Source organism: Cohnella baijiui, from assembly GCF_020731285.1.
Lineage (GTDB): Bacteria > Bacillota > Bacilli > Paenibacillales > Paenibacillaceae > Cohnella.
The window spans coordinates 188,362-195,541 of record NZ_JAJFOW010000009.1; the positions used below are offsets into that span (position 1 = coordinate 188,362).

The 7,180-nt window shown below is 61.4% G+C and carries 8 protein-coding genes; 2 read left to right on the top strand and 6 right to left on the bottom strand.

The genetic code is table 11. The features are described from left to right. Window positions 1-80: 80 nt before the first annotated feature. Entirely contained in the window at window positions 81-1,229 is a 1,149-nt protein-coding gene (locus LKX83_RS12480; RefSeq protein ID WP_227882588.1) for a winged helix DNA-binding domain-containing protein, read from the bottom strand. Between the two features lie 196 nt (window positions 1,230-1,425). On the opposite strand from LKX83_RS12480, the gene LKX83_RS12485 reads away from it, so the two are divergent. Then, window positions 1,426-2,310, top strand: a complete 885-nt coding sequence (locus LKX83_RS12485) for a MerR family transcriptional regulator (RefSeq protein WP_227882589.1) — start codon at window positions 1,426-1,428, stop codon at window positions 2,308-2,310. After that, window positions 2,288-3,586, top strand: a complete 1,299-nt coding sequence (locus tag LKX83_RS12490) for an MFS transporter (protein ID WP_227882590.1) — start codon at window positions 2,288-2,290, stop codon at window positions 3,584-3,586. The genes LKX83_RS12485 and LKX83_RS12490 overlap by 23 nt, the downstream gene beginning before the upstream one ends. Before the next feature lie 131 nt (window positions 3,587-3,717). Here the strand turns inward: LKX83_RS12490 and LKX83_RS12495 are convergent, their stop codons facing one another. The 5 genes from LKX83_RS12495 to LKX83_RS12515 form a co-directional block, all read right to left on the bottom strand. Beyond that, window positions 3,718-4,806 (bottom strand): hypothetical protein, encoded by a 1,089-nt coding sequence (locus tag LKX83_RS12495; protein WP_227882591.1) that lies wholly within the window; start codon window positions 4,804-4,806, stop codon window positions 3,718-3,720. A gap of 141 nt (window positions 4,807-4,947) precedes the next feature. Further along, window positions 4,948-5,865 (bottom strand): YitT family protein, encoded by a 918-nt coding sequence (locus LKX83_RS12500; RefSeq protein ID WP_227882592.1) that lies wholly within the window; start codon window positions 5,863-5,865, stop codon window positions 4,948-4,950. A gap of 129 nt (window positions 5,866-5,994) precedes the next feature. After that, window positions 5,995-6,144: a small acid-soluble spore protein P gene (locus tag LKX83_RS12505; protein ID WP_227882593.1), complete on the bottom strand. Its 150-nt coding sequence runs from the start codon at window positions 6,142-6,144 to the stop codon at window positions 5,995-5,997. Between the two features lie 18 nt (window positions 6,145-6,162). Further along, window positions 6,163-6,348, bottom strand: coding sequence for a hypothetical protein (locus tag LKX83_RS12510; RefSeq protein WP_227882594.1), 186 nt, complete (start codon window positions 6,346-6,348; stop codon window positions 6,163-6,165). 19 nt (window positions 6,349-6,367) lie between these two features. Next, complete coding sequence (locus LKX83_RS12515; protein ID WP_227882595.1) at window positions 6,368-6,718, bottom strand: hypothetical protein; 351 nt, start codon at window positions 6,716-6,718, stop codon at window positions 6,368-6,370. Between the last annotated feature and the right edge of the window lie 462 nt (window positions 6,719-7,180).

Consider the following 7,180-nt stretch of genomic DNA (forward strand, 5'->3'; position numbering starts at 1 on the left):
ATGGTCAGGCGGACCGAAAGGACGGATGTCCTATTCGCCGTTCCGTCAAGGTCCGTCGTCCTTTCATCATGTTCCTTCCTTTATCGGCGCTCGGCTTGAAACGCGATCTCCCGCGTTGCCGCATCCGGCGCGACGAACCGGAGGAGCCCCTCGCCCTCCTCCGCCAGCGCTTCGCGATCCGCGCGATCCAGCTCCTCGAAGGGCTCGATGACGAGTCTGGCCGCGCCTCCTTTGACCTCCGTCCGCCACAGCCCCCGCACGAATCCGTCCACGAGGAACGCGGAGCGGATGATGCCGTTCACCGTGAATACCCGGGAGCGGTAATCTCGCGGCAAAATTCGGGTACGATCCTCGTAAGAGAGCAGCATATTGTCGAACTCGCCCAGAAAACGGACGGGAGCCGGCGTTTCCGCTGCGGGCCGGGGGGCGTCCGGCACGTCGAACAGCTCGCCGCCGCGCTCGTCGCGGAATAGGAGGAGTTGCGGTCTCAGCCGCTCCACGACCCGCTTCAACCCGGTCAGGCCCGACCATTTCTGCATATCCGCGACGGACGCCGGGCCGAACGCGCGCAAGTAGCGCAGGACGAGCCCCTCCAACGATGCACCGCGATTCAGCGCCTTGCCGAGCCAGCGTTCGGCCGACGTGTGCATCGCCTGCCCGCTCTCGCCCCAGATGCCGCGCGGCGGCACCTGAACGAGCGGGACCAAGCCTCGGATCGCGTCGCCGAGCGCGGCAGGATCCAGATCCGGCCAGCGCGGCGCAAGCGCCTGACCGAGCTCGCTGAAGGTCAGCGGGCGCTCCTCCACGAGCTGACGGCCTACCTCGGCCAGCTCCGCGGGGTCCGCGCCGGCGAGCCGCCCTTTCAGGAGACTAGAGAGCCCCCGATCGAGGACCGGCTGGATCAACGGCCGCATCTCGAGGCAATCGCGGGCGCTCACGAGATGGATCGTGCCCCGCATGAGCACGATGCGCACCGCCTGCCGGCTCAGGAGGAGCGCACCGAGGTCCTCCGGCCGGAAGCCGTTCAGCCGCGTCCACAGTCCGAAGTAAGGCGGGATAGGCGCCTGCGCCTGCAAGCCGACCAAGTGCTCGATCGCCTCGAGCGCGGGCATATCCGCACGCCGCAGCAGATGCTGCCGGGCGAGCAGCGCCCGGTTCAGCCGGCGCCGGCTAAGGGTTTCTCCCTCGCGGACCGCCGATTCCATGTCTAGTCCCGTATCATTTCCCATTTTCTTTCGCCTCCGATTCGCCGGACGTCAGCTTCCCTTGTTAGCCTTATTCTACCTCAGCCGCCCTGACAACCCTATGTCAGGAATGACGGCCATCTCCGGCCTTTTCTTCCGAAGGACGGCAGGATGTTGACTCTCCTCCGACGGGAGGGATTATGCTACTCTCATCTCAAGAGGAAAAGGAGCGTGACCGTCCATGCTGCGAATCGGGGCATTCGCCAGCCTGAACAAAGTATCCGTCAAGACGCTGCGCTATTACGACGAAGTCGGGCTGTTGAAGCCCGCGCATATCGACGAGCAGACCGGCTATCGCTATTATTCGGCCAGCCAGCTCCCGCTGCTGCACCGGATTTTGATGCTGAGGGATTTCGGCTTTACGCTGCAGCAGATCGGAACGCTCGTCGCCGGCGAGCAGGCCGACCGGATCATCGTCGCGATGCTGGAGCAGCGGGCGCGCGAGATCGAAGAAGCCATCCGGGCCGAGCAGGACCAGCTCTCCCGGATCCGCGCCTTGACCCACGGCATCCGGTCCGGATTCGCCCGGACTGCGGGGGCGCTGGAAGTGCTGGTCAAAGAGGTGCCGGCCCTGCGGGTGCTCTCGCTGCGGGACACGCTGCCGGACTATGATCAGCAGGGCCGCCTGTGGGAGGAATTGATCGGCTACGTCCAGTTACACGGCGTGCCGGTCGGGGCGGCGATCGCACTGTACGGCGAGGCGGAAGGAGGCGACGGCGGAGACCCGTCCGCGAGCGGCGTCGCCATCGAAGTCGCCCTCCCGCTGGCGCCGGAGGATCCGGTGCCGCCGGACGGCGGAGGCGGGCGCATCCGCGTTCGCACGTTGGCGGCGGTGCGGGAGATGGCGTGCGTCATCCAGCGGGGCGGACAGGCCGAGATGACGCAGGCCTACGCCGCACTGCAGGACTGGATGGAACGCGGCGGCCGCGTGCCGAGCGGTCCCGGGCGCGAGGTCCATCATGTGGGCTTCAAGGATACGCTGGATGTCTCCGAGCACGTCACCGAGATTCAGATTCCGATCTCGGTCCGGGAGGTGCCTGCCGATGCGACCGAACGCAGCCATTGATCGGGCGCCCTGGCACGCCAACCGCTATCTTCGCGCAGTCCTGGTGTCCGCCGTCTTCGCGCAGCTCGGGATCTGGATCCGCAACTTCGCCGTCCTGCTGTGCGTAATGGAACGAAGCGGAGGGGACGCGTATGCTGTCGCGCTTGTATCGGTCGCGGAATACGCGCCGATCTTTCTCTTCTCGATCGTCGGCGGCGCGTTCGCGGACCGGTGGCGTCCGCGCCGGACCTTGATTCTGTGCGAGTGGCTGAGCGCGGCCTCCATCCTCGGCGTGTGGGTGGCCGTCGCCGTCGGCCATTGGCATCTTGACTTTTGCGCCACGCTGGTCTCCGCGATCCTATCCCAATTTTCGCAGCCGGCCGGGATGAAGCTGTTCAAGCGTCATGTCCCCGACGCCGACATGCCCGCGGGGATGGCGGCGATTCAGACGATCTTCTCCGTATTCCTGATCGTGGGACCGGCACTCGGCACCTTCGTCTACGCGCATCTAGGGATCGATGCCGCCCTTCTCTTGACCGCGGCCGCTTTCGTCCTGTCGGCGCTCTCTCTGGCCGCCGTGCCGAAGGACGAGTCTGCTGCAGAAGGCGCGCCTTCGCCTTCCCCCGGTCCGTCCCCGATGCCGGCGCAGAACGTCCCCATCGAACAGACTCGCCTGACGGCGCAGCTCGCGGACGGATTCCGCTATTTGCTGCGCAGCCGGGTGCTTTCGCTGCTCAGCCTAAGCTTCGCCATCGTCGGTCTCGGCGTCGGCCTCATCCAGCCGCTCGGCGCCTTCCTCGTGACCGAGCGGCTCGGTCTGCCGCTGACGGCGCTCCAATGGATCGCGATCCCCTACGGCGCCGGAGAGCTGATCGGCGGCTTGCTCGTCCTGAAGCTCGCCGGCAAGCTCTCGCCGCAGCGGCTGCTCGCGCTGGGCTTGCTCGTGAACGCGGCCGGCATTGCGGTGACCGGCCTGTCTCCTTGGCTGTGGCTCTGCATGGCGGCCCAATTCGCGATCGCGCTGCTGCAGCCGGCCATCTTCGCCGGCAATGCCGCATTGACGATGCAGCATACCGAGGAGGCGATGATCGGCCGGGTGACGGGCATCCGCACGCCTCTGCTGATAGGAGCAATGCTGCTCTCCATGTCGCTCGCCGGGACGCTGAAGACGCATGTTCCGCTCGTCCTGCTGTACGTCTGTTCGGGGCTGCTGTTCGCGGTCGCTTGGATGACCCTGGCGCCGATTCGCCGAATGCCCGCTTCGCCCTCCGTCAACAGCGCGCCGCAGCATGGCTGAACGGGGCGGGGCCGTACGCCACGCCCCCCTCCCGCCCCCACCAACGAAGCAGAACGCAGCAAAAAGGAGTCGTCCCCGCAGGGACGACTCCTCTCTTATTCCGCTATATGTCGAGGCGTTCCGCCAATCGATTAGAAGCTGCCTTCAAGTCCGCCCAGGCCCATGCTGTTCAGTTGGTCCATCGGGACGATCTCTTCCGGCTTCGGCTCTCCGAGCAGCTTGACGTCTCCGTTGATGTTCGTCAACTCGGTGACGACCTTGATCGTGCCGCTGCCGGTCTGGCCTTCGCTCTCGATCTCGGCTGCGATCGTCGCATCGGTGTAGCTCGCGTAGCCGTCGCCGTTGATGCCGGTGTTGGCGAGAATGTCGAGCGACTTGACTTCTTTCTTGAAGTCTTCCATCTCTTTGGCCAGGTCTTCGTCCTTGACCTTGTCGATTTCCTGCTTGGCTTGGTCGAGGTCCGATTGCTCCAGCTGAAGCATCTTGCGGTAGTCCTCGTTCTTCGACAGCAGGTCGATCACTTCAGGCGCGATCTTCGTAACGACGGTCTGCAGGAAAGGTTCTACCTGATCCTTCGTCACGTGCAGCTGAACGACGTCCTTCACCTTGGCTTCGGACGGGATGCCCGAATCCTTGACCGATATCTTGCTCAGATACGTCTTTTCGTCCAGGTGCTTGAAGACAATCGCGTACAGATCGTTAGCGAACTTCTGCGATTGGCCGATGTCCAACGTCGGCATCTTGGTGCCTTGCTCCTCGGCCAGCTTCTTCATATCGATCTCGATGAACTTGCCTACCAGATCCTCCGGCAGACCGAGCTGACCGAAGATCGGCAGGTTCGGCACCTTGATCCACATCTTCTGCTCGTTCATGATGATCGGCAGCGAGAAGGTCATGGCCAGATCACCCTTGATCGCCACTTGCAAGGTGATGTCCATGAGCATCGGATCTTTGCGGTAAGCTCCGGTCCAGGACAGCTCGGCATTTTGCAGAATGCCCAAAGCCATGGCGGAATCGGGATCCGAAGTGACCGTCTCCGGCAGCTTCAGATCGGCGATCTTCAGGCTTCCGCTCATATTATAGGACTTGATATCGGACGATTTCTTAAGCGAGTTCTCCAGCGTCTCCTGCGGCGACTTCGAACCGCTGCATGCGGACAAAATCATTACGAGCATCATGAGTGCGGCTGCCGCAGCCAGCCAATTCCGTCGTTTAAACAATATGCGTTTCCTCCCCAAAACCTATCTGTATTGAGATTTGCCGCGCAAGGCAGCAGGTTCATTGTATCTCAATTCCAGCGGAGGGGGAAGTTGATTTGCTTAAAATAATTGTAAAAATTTCTGCAGCATTTTCTCCAACTGTTAATGAATGTCTTTCTTGCGGAAGCGTCCGCCCTTGACGTCATGGATGTTGCCGACGGCCAAAAAGGCGAGCGGATCGAGCTCCGTGACGATGGACTTGAGCTTGGCTTCCTCGAGCCGGGTAATGACGCAGAAGATGACCTGCTTGGCGCTGCCGGAATATCCGCCTTCGCCGTTCAGATAAGTGACGCCCCGTCCGAGACGGCTGACGATCGCGTCGCCGATGTCGCGATAGTTGTCGCTGATGATCCAGACGGACTTGGATTCGTCGAAGCCTTCGATCGTCAGGTCGATGACTTTAAATGCGATATAGTAAGCGATCAGCGAGAACATGGCGTTGTCCCAGCCGAACACGAGCCCTGCGCTGCCAAGGATGAAGAAGTTGATGAACATGACCATCTGGCCGACGGAAAACGGGGAACGCTTGCTCACCACGATGGCGACGATCTCCGTCCCGTCCGTGGAGCCGCCGAAGCGGATGACGATCCCGACGCCGACGCCCATCAGTATGCCGCCGAACACGGCCGCCAGGAGCGTTTGGTCCGTAAAAGGATCCACATGGTGAAGCAACTGGGTCGTAACCGCGAGTGTAATGACGCCGAGCAGGGTGGATAAGGCGAAGGTCTTGCCGATGGACTTGTATCCGATGATGAGGAACGGGAGGTTCAGCAGGAAGAGGAAGATCCCGAGCGGAAGCTTGGTCAGGTGAGCGGCGATGATGGATATACCGGTAATGCCGCCGTCAATGATGTTGTTCGGTACGAGAAAAATCTCGAGCGCGGTGCCGACGAGGATGGCTCCGACCATAATGGCGATGACGCGGCGCGTAATATCGAGCGGCGACAGCTTGTGGTGCCTGATTGGTGCAGTGGCTTTAACTTTCGGCGGGGAAGCTTTCTTATGCTTGGAACTGGTCATAGGCACCTCCTAGATTACATTCTTTTCTTATTATTATACCAGTACATACAGTGCTGTTGGTAGCCTCAGTTTGTGAAATCGACGAAAAAAATCCCAGCATTGCGCTGGGATCTCTGTCCATCTCTTCGGTCAACCCTCGGTATTGTGATGGCTGACGTGGTTATGGTTCTTTACTTTCTTCGAGCCGGAGAGCGGCTCGTTCGGTCGATGCTCGTCCCGCGACTTGCGTCCTCCGCCCGATCGGTCCGGCTGGGCGACCGATTGCGCCCTGGGTTTCATGCGGTTTCCTCCTCCCGGCTATTCGTGATGATCCAGCGAGTTGTTGTTGCTGACCGGCTCGTCGTGGTTAAGCGCGTCCTGATGCCGCCGATCGTTGTGCTTCTGCTGCAGCTGTTGCGCGTGGTGGGCGTTCACCGGAGCTTCGGCGAGGTCTTCGACCACGTTGCTCAAGTTCTTGTCCGCCATGCCGTTATCGTTCGCCATGTTGCCTCAGCCCCTTCTTCTAAGCTTTGGTGAAATGATGCAGCGCCTGCGCGCATTCATGCAGATGACGGCGATAGTCCGCGATCAGCTCCTGCATGACGTCGGTGCGTTCGTCGACGGACTGTCCGTCCCGCTCGACGTCGGAGAGTTCGATGGCGATCTCCCGACTGTCCACGTAGCGCACGGCAAAGTCGAACTCCATCATCTGCCGGCCCGCGGTGCGGATATGCACGAGCAGCCGGGTCGGGTCGGACTCGTCGGGCATCACTTCGGCTTGATCGCCCGCTGTCAACCGCTCGGGAAGCGTATGCTGCCAGGCCTGCACCAGCTCGTCTTGAGGGACGTTCAGTTGATCCTCGTTCATGTTCATGTAGGCCACCTCCGCTTCGTTAGGTTGGCCTGCTCTTTCGTTCTTCATACGATCGGGACGGCTCGCAAAACATACGAAAAAACCGACCGGCAAGTGCCCGGATCGGCTGTATCTTCAATGTATGGCGGAGAGAGTGGGATTCGCTCCGTCGCAGCATGACCGTACTCATTCGTACGGCCACGACTATTGCGACTATCACGCCGGGGCCTACGAACATGCCTTTGGGCATGTTCGCTTAACGGCCCGTTCTCATCCCACTCGCGCCATAGACGCAAAAAACCGATTCCCGTGATACAGGAATCGGTCGAATTTGCTTCTATGGCGGAGAGAGTGGGATTCGCTCCGTCGCAGCGTGACCGTACTCATTCGTACGGCCACGACTATTGCGACTATCACGCCGGGGCCTACGAACATGCCTTTGGGCATGTTCGCTTAACGGCCCGTTCTCATCCCACTCGCGCC

Bases quoted from the DNA above. Each gene is read 5' to 3' on its own strand.
- LKX83_RS12480 (WP_227882588.1), bottom strand. From the start codon at position 1,229: ATGGGAAATGATACGGGACTAGACATGGAATCGGCGGTCCGCGAGGGA.
- LKX83_RS12485 (WP_227882589.1), top strand. From the start codon at position 1,426: ATGCTGCGAATCGGGGCATTCGCCAGCCTGAACAAAGTATCCGTCAAG.
- LKX83_RS12490 (WP_227882590.1), top strand. From the start codon at position 2,288: ATGCGACCGAACGCAGCCATTGATCGGGCGCCCTGGCACGCCAACCGC.
- LKX83_RS12500 (WP_227882592.1), bottom strand. From the start codon at position 5,865: ATGACCAGTTCCAAGCATAAGAAAGCTTCCCCGCCGAAAGTTAAAGCC.
- LKX83_RS12505 (WP_227882593.1), bottom strand. From the start codon at position 6,144: ATGAAACCCAGGGCGCAATCGGTCGCCCAGCCGGACCGATCGGGCGGA.
- LKX83_RS12510 (WP_227882594.1), bottom strand. From the start codon at position 6,348: ATGGCGAACGATAACGGCATGGCGGACAAGAACTTGAGCAACGTGGTC.
- LKX83_RS12515 (WP_227882595.1), bottom strand. From the start codon at position 6,718: ATGAACATGAACGAGGATCAACTGAACGTCCCTCAAGACGAGCTGGTG.